Consider the following 16673-nt stretch of genomic DNA (forward strand, 5'->3'; position numbering starts at 1 on the left):
TGACAACTGGCACAGTACAAACCCCGAGTGGCTGTGAAAGTCGTTGCGGAGACAGTTGCCGGATAGCTCAAGTACTGAATCGCCGTCAGAGTACCGCTACCACCCGGAATATAGTTGTCCCCCAACCCAAGCCGATGCCCTTGGTGAATAAGTCTGTCAGCAATCGGCACGTTGTATGCGGCCAGGTTCGGAACCTCGGCGGCAGGAGTACCTGAAAAACCGGGATCAAAAGCGCCTGTGGGTGCCGACTGATAGAGCGTATGGCATGTCGCACAGACGTCAGTAACGGTTGTTTCTCTCATCAGCACATAATCTCCAGCGGCCCCATGCATGTCATGACATTGCAAACACGAATCCGTAGCCATGCTGTAACCACCATGCGGGATCGTCGCTCCGTCAGCGGCAAACGCCGAAGCTGTAGATAGGAAAACGCCAAACCCTAGCGCAGCTAAGGCTATGGCCTTTCTCATAGTTCACCTCCTGTCAATTGCTAGTCAATCTCCGCAATGGCCTGGGACGTGGCGAAGATGAGTACCCTACCTCATTCCAGCTTTTGTCTTCAATTCAGTAACCAATCTCCGACTAACCGGTATCTGTGTACCGGCGGCATCTGACAGACCGATCTTGTAAAGTGAGGAAGACGCCCATTTACCAGACGCAATCCTGCCGATATTTACCAGATACGACCGATGAACCCTCATAAAACCCGCTGGAGCGGCGGCTACGGCCTCACTGAGCGTCAAACGACTTAAATATTTCTTGTCATAAGTATGAACAAAAGTGTAGTTCTTTGCCCCGGCAATAAAGTAGACGTCTTCTGAAGGAATCAGCAAGGACTCACCCGAGCCCAGAAAAACGGGGAAAGAACACTCTGGCAGAGGCTGGCCGTCGCCCACGACCGAACGCCGCAACAAAGCCGCAACGCGACATTTCAGTTCAGATATATCGAAAGGTTTGACTAGATAGTCATCGGCCCCAAGAGTAAAACCTGTAATTTTTGCCTCAGATGCGCCTTTGGCCGTTAGCATTAGCACCGGAATTCGCGCTGTGCCACTGTTGCTCCTGATAGTGCGAAGGACTTGCCATCCATCGACTTCTGGCATCATTACATCCAGTATTACCAGGCAGGGCTCGAAATTTTTTACCACATCCAAGGCCATCGCCGGCTTACTTAATGTTTCGACCAGATAGCCTTCCTTGGACAACACCATTCTGAGACCCTTCAGAAGGTCGATGCTGTCATCAATTATCAACAATTTGCGACCACTGGTTTTTTGCTGCTCCCCGGCCATCTCTTACGCCCCTGCCTCTTCGGCGACCTTCACGATCGAAACTTCGATGCTGCGGAAGTCTTTCATCTCCTCGGCATTGAGAAGAGGGATCCTCAGGGTGAATGTTGTCCCTCTGCCATTTGACTCTGAATTAAAACTGAGTGTCGCTGCATGCGCTTGCGCGATTTTTGCGCTTATCGCAAGCCCAAGGCCCAAGCCTGCCGTATCGCGATTATCACTATGGTCAAGACGTCCAAACATTTCGAAAACCCGCGAGCGGTTGACATGAGAGATTCCGGATCCCTGATCCTCCACCTCGACGACCGCATTTCCATTGTCAGTGAAAAAGCGAACAGAAACGGTGGTTCCCGCTGGTGAGTACTTGATGGCGTTAGAGAGCAAGTTGTCCATGATCTGGCGAATTCGCACCTTGTCCCCCAACACGGTAATTTCCTCATCAAACGAGCCCCGATGTACGTCCACGTCATGGGTTTCGGTGGTTCGCGCGACATCCCTTACGGCCTCTTTCACAATCTCTGTAAGGTTTAGCGGCCTCATCGTAATTCGCATCATCCCACGATCAAGTAGCGCTGCATCCATCAGGTCATTGACGATCGAATTCAACCTTGGCGCAGCCGCCGCTAGCCCATCAATGGCCTCCGAAGTGTCTTCATCGACATTGCGCGCCTTACTGGATGCCAAGATATCACTGTACAAAGTCACCACAGATAAAGGGGTGCCTAACTCGTGAGCCACAACCGCTATGAAGTCGGACTTGAGCCGCGCCATTTCCTCAGTTTTTTTACGCAGCCGCGCCTCACTTATCTGAGCTTTTCTGGCCTCTCTCGCTGTTTCACGTAATTTCTCTTCGCCCTTATTCAGCTGTTGTGCGAGATTCTCGATCGAATCTCCCAGTTGGCCGATTTCGTCATTGCGATTGAATCCTAAAGTGATATCACGCTTGCCGTTGGCCAATTGCTCTGCCGCCACCTGAATCGCCTGAATCGGCTCGATCACCGTCCGCACGGTAAGCCAGGAAAACCAGAGAGCGGAAACCAGTACAACTGATGAAGTGACCAGTAATGTAACAATCATCGCCACGCCGAATGTCTCAAAAAAAGTGCGCTCCCCAAACGCAAGTCGTATTGTGCCGTAGTGGACATTTTCGATAGCTACCGGATGCTCGATATAGTGTGGACCAAAAAGTCTTTCCCCGATTGTTGTGCCTGCTAAAGAAGGATCATTTAGCCCCACTTCACCCAATGTTGCCAATGCCTGGCCCGTAGCGTCAGAAAACTTAATACCCTTTAGGTTCCCATGGCCCGCGAGCGATTGCAGAGTTTCAAGTTGTCCCTGGATTGCGGGAATGTCTCTGTCCATGACCATGGGTAGCACGCTGGCCGCCATGGCTCCGGCAACGTCCTGCATGTAAGCATAGCGAGCACGATAATCTGAAGCGACAACGTATGTTCCCGCACCCAGGCCGAGAATGACACCGAAAAGGGCCTGCCCCAAAATGGTCATGGACACAAATCTGAGGGCGAGGGATCTTTTCTTGCCGTCAGCCTTGTTGCCGAAATTATTCACTACCGACACTTTCCACGAAACCGCTCCTGTCACGGGCAAAAGACAGTAACTCATTCGGAAAATCATAATCCTCGGGCTTTGGCCTGGTGTATCCGCCGATGAGATCATCCTCGCTGTCCGAACGATAAGTCATGAGCGCATTGATAATCTTCTCTGCTTCGGCATCGCTGAGTTTCGGTGAAACCACGAATGGCGGCATCGCATACTCATGAGAATACTCGATCACCCGAAAAGAGCCCTGGGGCCAGGAGGCTAATTGACTTCGATTCGCCGAGGTCGCGTCGGCCAACCCGTTGAGAACCCGTCTCAGATTCAAGTCCTGAGTAAAGCGTTCGTCAACCACGCCAAAAAACTCTTCCGCGGTTCCGAGTCCTCTTTGGTAAAGCACCCACCTGGCATATGCGTTCCCCGGTATTGAGCCCCCAGCTCCGGGCGGAGAAAGTGCCAGGCGCTTTCCTTGCAAATCTGAAACGCTCATATAAGGGCTTTCCGCGCTAACCACCAACACTGCCTGCTCGGATGCGTGTCCGCTGACAATCGGAGTGGCAAGATGCGTCATGTTCTCATATTTCTCTCGGGCGATCAGATATGCAAATGTCGACATAAACGCAGCGTCTACGTGGTCATTTTCTGAGAAGATTTCCTCGGCGCGCTCGCCAGGCGCCAGAAACTTCACATGAACCGGCCTATCCAGGGAGCGGCTGATGTGTTGAAGCGCATCCATGTGTGATGGCCAAGCAGCCCAGCCGCCAACAAGCCGAACTACAGCAATGGTAAGGGGTCGCCCTGGCTGGTCTAAGTCTTCAGTCGCCGAGGAACGCGAATCCCTTACCGCGTTCAAGATCAGCGCCCCAAAAACTAGCGTCATTGTCACCGTTGTCACGAACGAGAATACCAGCAAACGCCTTGCATCCATGTTTTTGAAATACGCACGCATTATTCGTCAATACTCGTTTGTAATTCGCGAACCGTCAAGACGGGGCGGAACCAGACCCTTTTCTCGTCATGGCCGATTGTATCCGATCAGTATCACATTCCGCCGAGAAGAGCCCCCGCCACCAGTGAAGGAACCGCCCCGAAGATACCAGTGATCGCGATGAACGTTACCATCGCGGCGATCACCTGCTTTTTCTGAAAATCGATCGTCTTGGAGAAAAGCGCGGCCGCCAAAATGACAAGTCCCCAGATGACCCAGATATCAATCTGCGCCAACAAAGCGTAGGCGACACCGGGCGGATCCAAAGGTGTCGCTGGAGCCACGAGTGCACCAAGGCCTGGATGCGCAAGAAAATCACCCGTTAACTGCATATACGCCGCCTGAATGAAATTCCTGATCGCATGAGGCACCAGCGACAGCGAGGCGACGGTAAGCATAACCGTATATCCGACCTGGTTGGCCCAAACCTTGGCGGCTAGAAAGAAAAAAGTCGCGACATACAGTACCCCAAAAAGCGCGCCCAGGCTGCCAAAGACTACTGCCGCCACGTGCCCGATAGCCATCATGCCGCCGTCCAGAGCCAGTTCACCTTCAGTAATCGTCCCCTCTTCCGGTGGTAAGGCCTCGACGACGGTGCCCTCATCTTCAACTTGCGTCACCCCCTGCTCGAGTTGCACAGCATCGAACTGACTAAAGGCCTCTTCGATCTCGAGAGGAGCTCCGATCGAGGCTTTAGCTACAGCCGATACCAATAAAATCCCCACTATGGGCAACCAAAGCCATTTCATGGAGGTTCCAGCCCTGTCAATCGCTGTCGCCGGACGGAACAGTGCAAGCAAAATGTTGAACAAGGCCTTCATCGGATTTCCCTTCATTCGTGCCGAAGCGCGTTCAGCGGATCAAGATTGGCTGCGCGAACAGCCGGAAACATCCCTGCCAGCAAACCGACGGAGGCCGAAAAAACCACCGCAAACACGGCTAGCCATAAAGGGATATGAAAAAATGCCATCTGCGTCTCGCCGTCCGCCGCCGCGCCCGCCGGCTGCATCGCCATCTGCATCGCGATGTAGTCTTGCACGAAAAGATTCCCAAGGGCCGCTGTGGATACCGAAAACGCAAGACCGATGACGCCACCTAAAACCCCGATGATTGACGCTTCACCCAAAAACACGCGCTTTATCTGCCGGTTGGATGCCCCAACCGCCTTCATGATGCCTATCTCTTTTGTTCGCTCATAGATCGACATCGTCATGGTGTTGGTGATTCCGAGCGCCGCAACAATCATGGCAATCGCACCAAGGGCGCCGAGCACCCCCTGGATAATCAGAAACATGCTATTTATGCCCTGCTGCATCGTGCGCGCCGAAAAAGGCTCGTACCCCATCTCTCTAAGTTCGGCCTCTATATCGGCCACATCCACTGGTGAATCGGCCTGGACGATCAAGCTGTCATACACCGGCCTTCTCGTGGCTGTCCCGTTAAGTTCCAAGGCCGCATCCAAAGTGATAAACGCCGACCTGTCAGTTTGCATATCCGCCGACGCCAAAACTCCTACGACTGTCATCCTGCGGGTGTGCTCCTGCGGCTCCTGAATGGTTTCGGCGTCCATTTCGATGCCTTCAACGGGAAAATCCGTATAAGTCAGGTCCAGGCGAGCGCCAAGTAAGTCGGCAGGCTCATAGCGCTGGATCTCCCCATCTACAAAGAAAGCATCACGCGGAACCATCGCCCCTACTACTACTTCGCCCTCACTTCTAGGGAGGCGGCCGTGCTCGACCGCAAATCCCAGCTGCTCGAAGGCGTCTATCTCCACGCCTTGCATCGAAAAAAACGCAGTGCTCCTTTTATACTCAATCCCTGTCACGGTAACAGGCGCTACCTGAGGCATAACCACATCCACGTTTTCGATAGCCTCTATCTCCGCGACAGATCGTGAGTCTATCGACTTCGGATCCGCCATGCCCGGCATGAACCCGGCGAACACGTTGATGTGTGTCGCTGCCCCCATCGCGCCTAGCTCCTCGGTGACGTTTCGCTGAAGTCCTATCCCGACCGCCATCATCAGCACTATCGAAGACGTGCCGATAACAACTCCTGTCACAGTGAGCGCAAGCCGCAACCTCATTCGCTTGAGATTGGAGATGGTCAGAACTATCTGGTCCTTAGCGCGCAAATCATCCACCCAGTCCGAAAAACGCCCTGACAAACGCGATAAACCAGTTTTCCTCGCGCGCGTCACCCGGCTCTTCGCCCTCGCCATTTGCTTCCTCGGCTGCGACAGGCTCTTCAACTGCAACCGTACGTGTCTCACGATGGGATTGAGCCTGGCCAAAATCGTCACGGTACTCTAAAACCAACACAACCTCTAGCTCGCCGGGTTCTTCCGCGCGAACTACCGATTCGATCGACTCGATTGTTGCAGGAGCAAAGTTGCCGATAAACCAGCTTCCGTCCGTGACACTCGCACCGCTCGCCTCGACAGAAAGTTTCGCGGCCTTGAGCTCGAACGCGCTTGCGTTAGCAAGCTCAAAACTTGTGGTGAAGTCTTCTCCTGCCACAACTTTGGAGGGAACTTCCGCTGTCACGAGAGAGAGGACGGGCACGCGCTCGACTATCAGCCCGATCGTGTAGACGACCTCATGACGCACTCCCTCATACTCGAAGCTGATATTGACTGGCACATTTAGCGCCCCCGCCGAGACCCCGGGGGTCGTAACCACATCAAAGGTCACATCAGCCTGCCTTTGTCCCCTTAGCGCGCCGATATGCTTTGCGTTCCCAGTACCCAAAACCGCAAGGCCCCCCGCACCCGCGGCAGCTGGCGGGGTCTCGGCGCCGGCAACCGAGACAAGAACGTTTTCTGCCCGACGCGCTGTAGTGTTGAGGATGCTCAGCCTGAGCGCAAAGGGATCCCCAGCTAATATTCTCTCAGGTGTGGTCGAAAACGACCTGATTATAAGCAGCGGAATGGGGGTGGGCGATGCCGCGATCGTCTCGGCTGAAGTAAGCGAAACGGGCACAGCCTCCTGAGGCCCATCGGCCGGAGTCGCCTGAACCGGCGCCCACGTCGTAAAAACCAAGGCAGCACAGATCAGGGCAGCGACACTTACCCTCAGAGCCCGCCGGATTGGCAATACAATAGTCACGAGCCTCCTCCTTTTTCGATGCTTTCGATTTTCCCGTCAAGGATGTGAACAATCCTGTCAGCCAGAGTTTCAGCGACCCTGCTGTCATGAGTAGAGATAAGAAACGTCCTTCCGTCTTTATTCATCTGCAAAATCAAATCCAGAATTTCCTGTCCGGTAGCAGTATCGAGATTTCCGGTCGGTTCGTCAGCGAGAATTACAGTCGGTTCGTTGACCACCGCCCGAGCTATGGCGACTCTTTGCTGCTCTCCACCTGACAATTCTGTCGGCTTATGGTCAAGGCGGTGTCCAAGTCCTGTCGATTCCAGGGCCCGGAAAGCCCGCTTCCTGCGCTCTTCGCTGGTCAGGCCAGCAAAGACCAGTGGCAGTTCGACATTGCTTCTCGCGGTCATGCTCGCGATGAGGTTGAACGACTGAAAGACAAACCCGACCTCGCGACGCCGATATCCAGCTAGCCGCTCATCGTTCATTTGGGCAAGATCTTCTCCACTGGCGAACACGGTGCCAGCTGTTGGACGATCAAGTCCGCCGATGATGTTGAGCAGCGTCGACTTCCCGGAACCGGACGGGCCCATCACGCAAACAATCTCTCCGCGCTCAATCGTGAGATCTATTCCCTGCAATACCTCGAGCGGCTCTCCGCCCATTACGTAGTGCTTGGTAAGACCTGTAACCTCTACTACGCCAGTCAACATGCCCCCGTCTACAGTGATATTCGACGCTTTAGATTAGCTTATACCCACTTTTCCTAGCATATACCAACTTTTCCGCTACATTTTTTACTCCGGGGTTGATTGACAAAGTAAGTGCAACCCTTGGTCGACGTTGATCGGCTGCCTCACTTAGTGCAAGGGATCCGGTGGCCGTGCTGTCTTGCTTGTCCGCCTCGCCGCCGTGGGTCGTGGGGTTAATCTTTAGTGGCGGTGTTCGCCACCGGTGAGGCTCCGCCGAGGGAGGCCCGTGGCGTCGAGTTCACATGGCTTGCGATGATCGCGGCGTCGCGGTTCGTCAGATTGTCGATCGAGGTCTTCTCGGGGACGATGCGGCGAAGCAGGCGGTGGCAAACCCGTTCCCAAGCAGGGACTGGAGCGCATTGAATACCTCCTCGACACACGCCCTCCACGCAGTCGATCTCGACAGCCGAGAGCCGCTCGTCGTCGGTAAGAGCGAGGAAGTCGGTGTGGGTGCGCCCCTCCGGGACGAAGAAGCGCTCCGGTGGGGCGCTTAACGCTTGCGCGGCCGGTAGCGGCACTTGGTCACCAGGTCGATCATGGCCAAGAAGGTACCCTTCCTCTCTGCGGTTGCGAACGACCTCGCGCGTGATGCTCGAGACGCTTCGGCCAAGACTTCTGGCGATCGAGCTCACGGACTCGTCGGCACCAAGCGTCCGCTCGATCTCCAAGCGGTCGTCGTAGGTGAGGTGGCGATAGCCACAGGGATTCTCCGGCATGCGGGTACTCCTCTCTGTCGTCAAGGCCCACCGGAGACGAGGCGGCGGATGCCAGAGAGGATAGGGTGACGCGAGGAATCGGGATAGTGAGGATGCTCGGGGTAAGACCTGCCAGACTAAGTGCAAGACCATTTGCACTGACTTTGTCAATTCAGGCATAAAAAAGTATTGACGCGGGGGGTGTTATAGGATCAATATATCCATAAGGGGGCAACTTTTCCCAATCACAATCCAAGGAAAGATTGTGCGGGGCGGTTGTCGGAAAATAATTGAGAGGGGCGTGGAAGTTAATGAAGAGGAAGTTCCGTATTGTCTCGCTGTTTCTGACGGTTGCTCTGCTGATGTCTGCCTTTGTGACTCCGGCTGTCGCAAGGCAAGGGAACGGAAGGGGGCAAGAAAAACAAAGTGCGCGGCAAATTCAGTACCTTGATGCAGAAGTTCGGGTGATTGACGGACAGCCGGTGCTTAAGGTTGAGGCAGAAGAAGGATATTCATCCTATGAATTTCCCTGGCCAGAAGTAGCAGTTGTCGATGGCAGGAGAGTTGCCCTAGAAAGGCAAGGTAACTACTTTTTGTTGCCGACAGATGATGGTAACGAAAAAGTCTCCGTCGAGGAATTTCAGGTGGCACTGGTAGCAGGACAATTAATGTTAGTAAAAAATGTGAATCCTTGGTTTGGGGTAAAAATCGCAGTTGCTGCTGCTGCACTAAAGGCAGCGGGAGTGGCAGTAACGACGTCAACCTTAAAGGCTGCGAGCATATTGATATCAGCAGGTGCAAAGGTAACCAAAGCAACAGTTAACGTGGTAGTGCGCGTTTGGCCAATACTAAGAATCGCACTTCAAGTGGCGGGAATTGCCAATACAACCTGGAATCTCGTACAGGCAGGTAGGGCCTGGGTACGAGGTAATTGCATATCTTGTGGTCAAAGAACACCTGGCGGTTCTTTCGGTGATGTTTTTAGCAGTGGATGCGCCCAAAGGTATGGTGTTCAGTTCTTTGGGGGACGCCCCTAGATGCCCTTCTAAAGATAATTACTCACAGGCTACCCTGGCTTTACGGTGGGGTAGCCTGTGAGCGTATAAATCTTAGTTGGGAGGGACCCTCTTGTTTGTGGATATGACTCTTGTGGATATATTAGTTCATGTGCTTCTACTTTTAGTGGTACTCCTGCTGTCTGTTCATTTACTGTTAGTTATTCCAACATCTTTTGGAGTATTTCTTGGGCAAAAGGCCGGATTGTGGAGCACAAAAAACCGTTTAGGAAAAACCAAAGGTGAGCACGCTTTTCCCCTCCCATACGATGCCAAAAATTTTTTCTGGTGGGGCATTTTCGCTGTTTTCCTAACAGTTGAAACGATAATTATGATATTGGGTGACTTGGATATACCTAATATACCTATACTGCCACAAACATTATTTTTTCCATTTTATATTTACAGAGCTTTACTGATACAGCAACTAGAAGAACCAGTGTATGTCATGGTTTATAGCATTCTTATGATGACAGGAGTCTTTGCTGTTGGTTTTGTAAGAGCATTATTGTTTACGCGGAAGAAAGAGCTGAAGGCTGACAGTATTGCCCTGACCGAAGATTGACATATTCTCACCTTCCATTTGAATGATTAGTAAAAACGCGTCTCTGCGAAGGCTGAGGGACGAAAAAGGCATCGACTACCAGGTCGGCGTCTAGACACAGGGAAGGCGGGATCACGACATGGCTAGTCAGCTGGGACAAAAAAATCGCGAGGTATTCGACAGGGCGCTCAAAAAGTATGTCGGAAGTAGATTGGTTTGGTCCTTGATGTTCGCGGTAGCGCTTCCCTTTTTTGCATTTTGGTATCTTGGAAAAAATCAGGTGTATACCCATAGCCTTGCAGGCGTCGCGATTTTTTGTGTGGTGTATTTAGGCTACTCGCTGATCCAATACCTAATATACCTGCTGATCCAACGCCCAACACACCGGAGGACCTTCCAGAGCTACAAGACTGAAGAAGCGTTTGCGACCGTAGACGAACTGAAAACGGCCTATCGGACACTGATACAGCGCGCGGCACGAAAAAGTCTGTCGGTGAGTCTGGGCGTATATGCGTCAGTCGGAACGTTTGTTGCGGTGTGGATCTCCTCATGGCATGGCTTTACCTCTGCAGAGAGAGAGGGACTCATCTTCGTGGCGCTCGCCGTGGGCGCAGTATCGTTGATAGAGTTCATGGACTACACGCAGGTTCGATGGGATAAAGGTTTCCCCGCAGAGCTGGAGAGCTGAGGAAAAGGAGGCAGGAGTAGAGAATGGGACTAGAGGCCATCTCATCAAAACCGGGGGCATCCATAAGGGGGCAACTTTTCTCAATCACAAGCCAAGGAAAGATTGTGCGGGGCGGTTGTCGGAAAATAATTGAGAGGGGCGCGGAAGTTAATGGGGAAGAAGTTCCGTATTGTCTCGCTGTTTCTGACGGGTGTTCTGTGTTTAACAATAATCGGTGGCATACTTTGGCACCAAAATAGAGTAGTGGGTGAGGCTGTTCCGAATGATGGGCATGAAGCGTACTTGAAGGTAATTAGCACAGGTGGCCGGGGGCTTCTAGAGAATGTCCCTGAGTACATTGAACATGTCGCCTCCGGTGAAAGAATTCCCTTGCGGCAGCATGCGAAAGACCTCCTTGATGGTACGCGGGGCGAGGCCGTAGATATGCTAGGCTTTTATCTGATGGAACCGCGAACGGGGCAATCGATCGCCAGCCCCGTTCGAGTAAAGCTTTGGCACGCCACCAATCATTACGGAGGGGGAATACTGCGGATCACCGATACTAATGGCAACACCCTAGCCAGACTTCAGCTTCCCGAGATTTCTCATTATAACCTCACCCAGCACGCTTACGAAACCGAAATAACATTCGAGCAACCTGCTACTACTGGGGGGTTCATCGTTGGACACTTATGGAGCGCGAAGGATGAATACCCGGATGACTATAAAAAGGCTGCTGTAAGTATTCCCATCGTATTCAGATAAGGGTAGGGGCGGCTTTCCTTGCCCCCCATTGCTTAATGGCCATCTCATAGCCATAAAAGGAAACTACAAATTCTGCTATTCCATTTCGATTGAACAACAAGGGGACACTATAGTGCTTTTGGGTTCGTTTTACGCATTGTTTGAAAACAATATTATTTCGGTCTGTGAGCGATTAAATTTTAGGATAGAGCATATTATTGAATTGCGCGTTAATGGTGCATTGGCTGTTTACTACATCCGTAATAATCCCTTTGCCAAAGGAAAGGCCTTATTTGCTGTTATTGACAACCCCGATGGTAGTAAATCTTCGGCTCGGTTAAATATTGAGATGGACAAAAGTTGGAAGCATCCAACACTTATTTTGTTTATAGATGGGGACAAGGTTGATCTCAGTGAAAGTACTGAAGCAGAGGTAAAGAAGAAGGTCCAAGAGATGGGGTACTTTTATGAGAAATAAGAGGGGCGAGGCCAGGGGCTATTATTATTCTTTTTCGCCTCATTGTTTGCTTTTGTTATTTCACTAGTCTTGGTGTTTGGCCGAGATTGAATCGCGCCGGGTTTCGCCGCGCAAACGAGATACTCAAGAGCGCGGCGGCTTTTTTCGGGGCGGATCTCGACCGCCGACAGAGGAAATAGTCGGCTACATCAATGCCCGTAAGGGCGATTTCGGGGTCGAGCGCGATTCACACATTTTTTACTTCTGTTCCCCCGATCGCCTCCGTTGCGTATAATCTGCCACGCAGCTAAAAAGCCCGGGTGGCGGAACTGGCAGACGCGCCGGTCTCAAAAACCGGTTCTCGAAAGGGAGTGCGGGTTCGATTCCCGCCCCGGGCACCATTTCACGAAGCCCCCAAGCCGTCATGATCGCCGCACCCATGCGGATTCTTCGCTATGATCTCCAGCATTTCTTCAAGCGAGTCGGTCACACAAAGCAAATCGAGATCCGCCGGGTCGACTGTACCTTCCGAGCAAAGCTTGCTCTTGAGCACATCTATCATCGGCGACCAAAAGCGACGATCCATCGCGACGATCGGAAAATGGCGAATCTTGCCAGTTTGCATCAGCGTCAGAGTCTCGAATATCTCGTCCAAGGTGCCGAAGCCACCCGGCAGCACCACGAATGCGCACGAATATTTTACGAGCATCACCTTGCGAACGAAGAAGTGCTCGAACTCGATACACTCGTCGATATACGGATTGGGTTTTTGCTCATGCGGCAGATGGATGTTCACCCCATAGGAGCGCCCGCCTGCCTCGCGGGCACCCCGATTGGCGCCCTCCATCACTCCCGGTCCGCCACCGGTCATCACCGAGTAGCCCGCCCCGGCAAGCGCGCCGCCAACCGCGCGCGCGAGGTCGTAGTATGGGTGTCCCTCGGCGAATCGCGCCGAACCGAAGACGGTGACAACCCTTTCGCCGAAGGGCATGAACTCGACCCCTCGCAGAAACTCCAGGAATATCCTGACCGCACTTTCCAGGTTGTCGGAATAACGGCGATGCCCGGCTAGAAAGTCGATCTCCGCGCCGGCCGCCTGCCGGAGCAGTGACGGCTTGCCGGTGGTCTCTTTTCGGCGCTCGGGCCCTTTGTAGTCGCTCTCACCGTCGTCTGAGTTTCCTGGCGGGTCTTTGGCTTCGGTCACCATCTCTCATAGTCCTCTCCGTGTTCGCGATATTCAATCAGATCAGCCCCGAGCGAGTCGCGCAGATTGAGTATCTTGCACGCCATCTCAAGGGAGCTCACCCACTGAAAAGCCTCTTCGAGCACGGTTCCTATGGCAAAAGGACCATGGCCGCGCAAGCAGACGCACTTGTACTCCTTCAGCGCGGCGGAAACCGTATCGGCCACCTCGGAAGATCCAGCTGTTCGTGCCAGCGAGTAGACGGGCACTTTGTGCAACAGATAGCTCGCCTCGGAATCGACAGGAATGATCTCGTCGGCGAGCATGGAGCGCAGGATAGTGTGGGGGGAGTGGGTGTGAACTATCGCCAGCCCGTTGGTGCGCTTGTAGATCGCCCTGTGAACGACGATCTCGGTGGAGGCAAGCGCCGTTTCAGAGTCATCGCCGTCAAGCGCGGTCTCGATGATGTCCCTTGGAGTCAGCCGGCCCAGCATCGATCCCCTGCGGGTGATGAGCACCCTGTCGCCAAGGCGAACGCTCATGTTGCCGCCGTGGCTGGAGATCAGGTGGCTCAGATATATGTCGCGCCCGATGTCCCGAAACTGCTCGTACATTTAGCTTACTCCCTGCTCGGTGGAGAGTCCTAACTCTTGAAGCTTGGCGGTCACCGGTACGCCATCCTCGCCCCAACCCCTGAAGCGATAATACTCCTGAAGCATCGGCTCCAGGTTCACCACCGCGCCCCGCGAGTCAGGTTCGGTCAAAAGGCGCGTAGGCAACCGGTCGTCCGCCGCCGAAAAGCCCTCTCGAAGATTGTAGAGGCGCTCCAGATTCCATATCCGCTCGCCCGTCAGGAGCAGATCCTGCCCGCTCAGGTCGATTCCCGTGACCGCGGAGTAAAGGCGCGCGTAATGCTCCTCGGAAAGCGCGAAGCTCGAAAACTTGCACATCGAAAGTGAGTCAAGAGCCGCGCCGAGATGTTGCGCGACGATGAGCAGCCCGGCTTTGCCGCTCACCGCTCCAGGATCGACCAGCTTTGGCGTGCCGAGAACCTCGAACCCGAGCATGTTGCCGCGCAGGTGACAGCCGCCCCTGTTGGAGGTGGCGTAGCCAAGCCCCTGGCCCTGCATGCCGCGAGGGTCGTATGCGGGAAGCTCGAGTCCTTTGACCTGCATCGCCACCTCAGGCGCACCGCAAGCCTCGGCGAGTACCCGGGAGCCTTCCGCGGCCAACTGTCCGAACTCGCCTTCACGCCTGGAAAGAGCCACGATCGCATCGCGAACGGAGGCGACATCCCCCGCTCTAACGGGCAGGTCAGCGAGTCCTTTCTCCGCTAGCTCGATCGCGGCCGCCAAAGTGCCGCCGACCGAGATGGTGTCAAGCCCGAGCTCGTTACACAGGTAATTCAGCTCGATCACATCTTGCAGGTCAGTGATGCCGAGATTCACGCCGAGGGCCCAGATCGTCTCGTACTCCGGGCCATGGCCCTCCGCTCCCTCGGTACGCGTGCGACGGCCACAAGCGATCGGGCAGCCCCAGCAGCCGGAGCGCTTCACGAGAAATCGCTCGGCGAGGTGCTCTCCGGAAAGTGTCTCTGCCAGCTTTCGTCCGTCGGCGCGATAGTTGGAGGCGGGCATCAGGCCGCGGCGCCCAAGCACGCCAACGAGCATCGAGGTACCGAAACTCGGCAGAACCTTGGCCGTGATCGGATTGGCGGACAATGTCTTGTCCACTTCGTATAAGAAGAAATCGAGCGCCTCGGGACGCGAGACAGCGGGACGTCGCGTGCCGGAAGCGACTATCGCCTTGAGGCGCTTCGAGCCCATGACGGCACCCATGCCGCCTCTTCCGAGCGCGCGCTTGGCATCCACCATGATAGTCGCCAGCTTCACCATTCGCTCTCCGGCCGAGCCGATGACAGCCGCACTCGCGGATTTGCGACCGGCGAGAAGCGCCTGCGTGGCGGCAGGGATCTCGAGCCCCTCGATCTGTGCGGCGGACTCGAACCGCACCCCGTCGGCGTCGATTTGCAGCACGGTCGCTTCCTCGGCAGAGCCTGTAACCACGAGCGCGTCGTAGCCGGCGCTTTTCAGGCGAACTCCGAACGCCCCGCCGCAGTTGGTGTCGAGTATCGTGCCGGTAAGCGGCGAGCGGCCGGTAAGCGAGAAGCGTCCGCCCGTAGGGACCTTCGTGCCGGTAAGCGGCCCTGTCGCAAAGATCAGCGGCGCCTCCGGTGACAGGGGGTCCATGCCCGGCGCGGCAAGATCGAAAAGCATCTTTGCGCCGAGGCCTCTTCCGCCGATGAATGCCCGGGCCACATCGGCATCCAGCGGCATTTCGCAGGCGGTACGCTTGCCGAGATCGACGAAAAGAATCCTGCCGACATACCCGAACGCTGAGGCCGTCTCACTCACAATCAGGACTCTCGTGTTCTACCTGCTGATATTCGAGCGCCCTGGCGAGACGGTAAAAATCACTGTCGCGATGAATATATCGCACCCTGGTGAGAAGAGTGTCCGGGTCGATTAGCTCATCGAAGGGCACGTAGGTGAGATCCAGTTGCTCCTTGACGCTCACCATCACACCGGAGCGCCGCTCCTCAGCCACCGCGCAGTAGGCGCCGACCCCCAGCTGCGCGCCCAGCATGACATCGAAGGCGCCCGGCTCGGCGCAGCGGGTCTCATACCCGATCTGCTTGGCGCGTATCCGCTTCTTGACGCCGGTGCGGGCGAAAAGTGCACGCTCCATATGTTTCGCGAGCTGCTCCCCGATTCCCATCGAGCCTAGAAGCGGGTTGCCATGCTCGTCAACCTCATCGAGAATTTTGTTGCCTGTCAGGATGTCGGCGAGCCCTTCCGCCACACAGATGACCCCGTATTCCCGGCCATCCTTGGCTCTCGTGAGAATGAGATCCACCAGCTCCTCGGCGGTTGACTCGACATCGAACGTCCCGTCGAAGTCCTCCACCGAAAGCATCCTCGTGGCCTCACCCGCAATCCCTGCCGCATACGTGAGCCAACCCGCCTTGCGCCCCATCAGCTCAAGCACATACCAGGACTTCGTGGAGCGCGCGTCAGCACCGATATTGCGGATCGACATCGCCGCGAAGTGGGCCGCCGAGGTAAACCCGAATGTCCAGTCGATGCCGTAGTAGTCGTTGTCGATGGTCTTCGGAAGATGCACGACGCTGACGCGCCGGGGCGTTTGGAGCATCTCCTGCATGCGATAGAGATAGTTGGCGGTTTTTAGTGTGTCATCCCCGCCGATAGAGATCAGCGCGTCAATCTTATGGTGCTCAAACGCCGAGAGAACCGCTCGGAGCTTGGCATTTTTCTCTTGGTTGGCAAGATCGTCCAGTGAACGGACTTCCTTGCCGGGGTTTGCCCGCGAGGTGCGCAGGATTATGTCCTTGCGGGTACGTATACCCGACACCAGATCGCGGGTGAGGCAAAGATATTCGCGGCCCTCCCGCAGTGGGGTCTGCGGTGAAAAACGCTCGAGATTCTCGTGCCCGTCGAGGAACCCGATGACCTGAATGCCGGCGTTGAGAAAAGACATGGCAGCTGCCGAGATGACCGCGTTGGCGGCAGGAGCCGGACCGCCCGAAAACAAGATGCCTACTCTCCTGATGTTCGTGCTTTCACCCATTTTCA

The 16673-nt window shown here is 54.8% G+C and carries 18 protein-coding genes and 1 tRNA gene; 6 read left to right on the top strand and 13 right to left on the bottom strand.

The window, feature by feature from the left end:
- From KGZ89_00005 to KGZ89_00045, 9 genes are all read right to left on the bottom strand, one after another.
- The coding region (locus KGZ89_00005) for a hypothetical protein (protein MBS3973256.1) at positions 1-470 on the bottom strand (470 nt) is incomplete at its 3' end.
- 66 nt (positions 471-536) lie between these two features.
- Positions 537-1292 carry a response regulator gene (locus KGZ89_00010; protein MBS3973257.1) on the bottom strand — a complete coding sequence of 252 codons (756 nt, stop codon included), beginning with the start codon at positions 1290-1292 and terminating at the stop codon, positions 537-539.
- Between the two features lie 3 nt (positions 1293-1295).
- Positions 1296-2912, bottom strand: coding sequence for a HAMP domain-containing histidine kinase (locus KGZ89_00015; GenBank protein ID MBS3973258.1), 1617 nt, complete (start codon positions 2910-2912; stop codon positions 1296-1298).
- Entirely contained in the window at positions 2851-3795 is a 945-nt protein-coding gene (locus KGZ89_00020) for a PhnD/SsuA/transferrin family substrate-binding protein (GenBank protein ID MBS3973259.1), read from the bottom strand. The genes KGZ89_00015 and KGZ89_00020 overlap by 62 nt, the downstream gene beginning before the upstream one ends.
- 92 nt (positions 3796-3887) lie before the next feature.
- Positions 3888-4655, bottom strand: a complete 768-nt coding sequence (locus tag KGZ89_00025; protein MBS3973260.1) for a YIP1 family protein — start codon at positions 4653-4655, stop codon at positions 3888-3890.
- An 11-nt stretch (positions 4656-4666) separates the two neighbouring features.
- Positions 4667-5977, bottom strand: coding sequence for an ABC transporter permease (locus tag KGZ89_00030; GenBank protein MBS3973261.1), 1311 nt, complete (start codon positions 5975-5977; stop codon positions 4667-4669).
- Complete coding sequence (locus KGZ89_00035) at positions 5970-6941, bottom strand: hypothetical protein (protein MBS3973262.1); 972 nt, start codon at positions 6939-6941, stop codon at positions 5970-5972. The genes KGZ89_00030 and KGZ89_00035 overlap by 8 nt, the downstream gene beginning before the upstream one ends.
- The gene (locus KGZ89_00040; GenBank protein MBS3973263.1) at positions 6938-7636 is read right to left on the bottom strand and encodes an ABC transporter ATP-binding protein; all 699 of its coding nucleotides are present in this window, start codon (positions 7634-7636) and stop codon (positions 6938-6940) included. Before KGZ89_00040 ends, KGZ89_00035 begins: the two co-directional genes overlap by 4 nt.
- A gap of 212 nt (positions 7637-7848) precedes the next feature.
- The gene (locus KGZ89_00045) at positions 7849-8391 is read right to left on the bottom strand and encodes a helix-turn-helix domain-containing protein (protein ID MBS3973264.1); all 543 of its coding nucleotides are present in this window, start codon (positions 8389-8391) and stop codon (positions 7849-7851) included.
- 290 nt (positions 8392-8681) lie between these two features.
- Here KGZ89_00045 and KGZ89_00050 point away from each other — a divergent pair, with 290 nt between their 5' ends.
- The 6 genes from KGZ89_00050 to KGZ89_00075 all read left to right on the top strand — a co-directional run bounded on the left by KGZ89_00050 (position 8682) and on the right by KGZ89_00075 (position 12238).
- On the top strand, positions 8682-9407 hold the full coding sequence (locus KGZ89_00050) for a hypothetical protein (GenBank protein MBS3973265.1): 726 nt from the start codon (positions 8682-8684) through the stop codon (positions 9405-9407).
- 97 nt (positions 9408-9504) lie between these two features.
- Positions 9505-9990 carry a hypothetical protein gene (locus KGZ89_00055; protein ID MBS3973266.1) on the top strand — a complete coding sequence of 162 codons (486 nt, stop codon included), beginning with the start codon at positions 9505-9507 and terminating at the stop codon, positions 9988-9990.
- Between the two features lie 118 nt (positions 9991-10108).
- The gene (locus KGZ89_00060) at positions 10109-10657 is read left to right on the top strand and encodes a hypothetical protein (protein ID MBS3973267.1); all 549 of its coding nucleotides are present in this window, start codon (positions 10109-10111) and stop codon (positions 10655-10657) included.
- Positions 10658-10807: 150 nt separating this feature from the next.
- The gene (locus KGZ89_00065) at positions 10808-11401 is read left to right on the top strand and encodes a hypothetical protein (GenBank protein ID MBS3973268.1); all 594 of its coding nucleotides are present in this window, start codon (positions 10808-10810) and stop codon (positions 11399-11401) included.
- A gap of 112 nt (positions 11402-11513) precedes the next feature.
- On the top strand, positions 11514-11858 hold the full coding sequence (locus KGZ89_00070; protein ID MBS3973269.1) for a hypothetical protein: 345 nt from the start codon (positions 11514-11516) through the stop codon (positions 11856-11858).
- A gap of 293 nt (positions 11859-12151) precedes the next feature.
- Positions 12152-12238 (top strand) — tRNA-Leu (locus KGZ89_00075).
- Positions 12239-12240: 2 nt separating this feature from the next.
- Here the strand turns inward: KGZ89_00075 and KGZ89_00080 are convergent.
- Genes KGZ89_00080 through KGZ89_00095 form a run of 4 tightly spaced genes read right to left on the bottom strand, consistent with a single transcriptional unit; the run spans position 12241 to position 16668 of the window.
- On the bottom strand, positions 12241-13044 hold the full coding sequence (locus KGZ89_00080; protein MBS3973270.1) for a TIGR00730 family Rossman fold protein: 804 nt from the start codon (positions 13042-13044) through the stop codon (positions 12241-12243).
- Positions 13038-13634, bottom strand: a complete 597-nt coding sequence (locus KGZ89_00085; protein ID MBS3973271.1) for an aldolase — start codon at positions 13632-13634, stop codon at positions 13038-13040. The genes KGZ89_00080 and KGZ89_00085 overlap by 7 nt, the downstream gene beginning before the upstream one ends.
- A complete protein-coding gene (locus KGZ89_00090) occupies positions 13635-15434 on the bottom strand; it encodes an aldehyde ferredoxin oxidoreductase family protein (GenBank protein ID MBS3973272.1) in 1800 nt (599 codons plus the stop codon).
- Positions 15427-16668: a 6-phosphofructokinase gene (locus tag KGZ89_00095; GenBank protein ID MBS3973273.1), complete on the bottom strand. Its 1242-nt coding sequence runs from the start codon at positions 16666-16668 to the stop codon at positions 15427-15429. Before KGZ89_00095 ends, KGZ89_00090 begins: the two co-directional genes overlap by 8 nt.
- Between the last annotated feature and the right edge of the window lie 5 nt (positions 16669-16673).

It is taken from the genome of Actinomycetota bacterium (assembly GCA_018334075.1).
Lineage (GTDB): Bacteria > Actinomycetota > Coriobacteriia > Anaerosomatales > UBA912 > JAGXSC01.

Bases quoted from the DNA above. Each gene is read 5' to 3' on its own strand.
- KGZ89_00010 (MBS3973257.1), bottom strand. From the start codon at position 1,292: ATGGCCGGGGAGCAGCAAAAAACCAGTGGTCGCAAATTGTTGATAATT.
- KGZ89_00015 (MBS3973258.1), bottom strand. From the start codon at position 2,912: ATGAGTTACTGTCTTTTGCCCGTGACAGGAGCGGTTTCGTGGAAAGTG.
- KGZ89_00020 (MBS3973259.1), bottom strand. From the start codon at position 3,795: ATGCGTGCGTATTTCAAAAACATGGATGCAAGGCGTTTGCTGGTATTC.
- KGZ89_00025 (MBS3973260.1), bottom strand. From the start codon at position 4,655: ATGAAGGCCTTGTTCAACATTTTGCTTGCACTGTTCCGTCCGGCGACA.
- KGZ89_00040 (MBS3973263.1), bottom strand. From the start codon at position 7,636: ATGTTGACTGGCGTAGTAGAGGTTACAGGTCTTACCAAGCACTACGTA.
- KGZ89_00045 (MBS3973264.1), bottom strand. From the start codon at position 8,391: ATGCCGGAGAATCCCTGTGGCTATCGCCACCTCACCTACGACGACCGC.
- KGZ89_00050 (MBS3973265.1), top strand. From the start codon at position 8,682: ATGAAGAGGAAGTTCCGTATTGTCTCGCTGTTTCTGACGGTTGCTCTG.
- KGZ89_00060 (MBS3973267.1), top strand. From the start codon at position 10,109: ATGGCTAGTCAGCTGGGACAAAAAAATCGCGAGGTATTCGACAGGGCG.
- KGZ89_00065 (MBS3973268.1), top strand. From the start codon at position 10,808: ATGGGGAAGAAGTTCCGTATTGTCTCGCTGTTTCTGACGGGTGTTCTG.
- KGZ89_00080 (MBS3973270.1), bottom strand. From the start codon at position 13,044: ATGGTGACCGAAGCCAAAGACCCGCCAGGAAACTCAGACGACGGTGAG.
- KGZ89_00085 (MBS3973271.1), bottom strand. From the start codon at position 13,634: ATGTACGAGCAGTTTCGGGACATCGGGCGCGACATATATCTGAGCCAC.
- KGZ89_00095 (MBS3973273.1), bottom strand. From the start codon at position 16,668: ATGGGTGAAAGCACGAACATCAGGAGAGTAGGCATCTTGTTTTCGGGC.